The 708-nt window shown below is 39.4% G+C and carries 1 pseudogene; it reads right to left on the bottom strand.

Annotation, left to right across the window (positions count from 1 at the left end):
* Window positions 1-125: 125 nt before the first annotated feature.
* Window positions 126-708, bottom strand: a pseudogene (locus H5084_RS19275) (transposase); the annotation flags it as partial.

Raw genomic sequence — 708 nt, 5'->3', positions numbered from 1 at the left:
AAGCGATACTTGGGATTGTCGAGATTGCGTCATAACAAATTACCTCCGTGCATACAAAACTGCATCACTAAAAGATAGTTTGGTTCTGAATATTGGTCAAAGTTATTGGGTGTCCAGAACTAGTTCTTATAGGCAGAAGTATATTCTGATGTTTCAACACTTTTAGCTATTTTGGCTCGAATAGGATTCAGATCGACATAGGCCATACAGGTTAATAATGCACCTTCGTCTAATAGAGCCTGTGACTTAAAGCGTCCTTCCCAGAACCGCCCCGTACAATCATCTTCTTTGTTGGCTTTGCGTGCAATGAACTCATTAAGACAACGCATAAACCATGATATATCTGCTAAACGGTCACGCCAACCATTGATGATATTAAGTGCCGCTTTATTTTCTGTAATAGATACTGTCTGCTCCTTTAACCATCGGTCAACTAAGCTTGGTATTGAATATAGGTATCCCCATCTCTGGCAAACCTGTTCATCACTAAGCAATTGATTTTCCTGCTCATCAATGTGTAATACCAAATGGTAATGATTGGACATAATGGCATAGGCACAAATGTTAATACTGAAAATAGATACGAGTTGATGCATGCGTTCAACCATCCATTGGCGGCGATGTTCAAATGATTGACCTGTATATTTATCTTCACCGCATAAATAAGCTCGGCGAACACAACGAGAAATACAATGGTAATAGGGTGTA

This window comes from Psychromonas sp. SR45-3, assembly GCF_014163575.1.
GTDB classification, from domain to species: domain Bacteria; phylum Pseudomonadota; class Gammaproteobacteria; order Enterobacterales; family Psychromonadaceae; genus Psychromonas; species Psychromonas arctica.
Note: the sequence above shows the minus strand (reverse complement) of the source record. Positions and strands in the feature narration are given on the sequence as shown.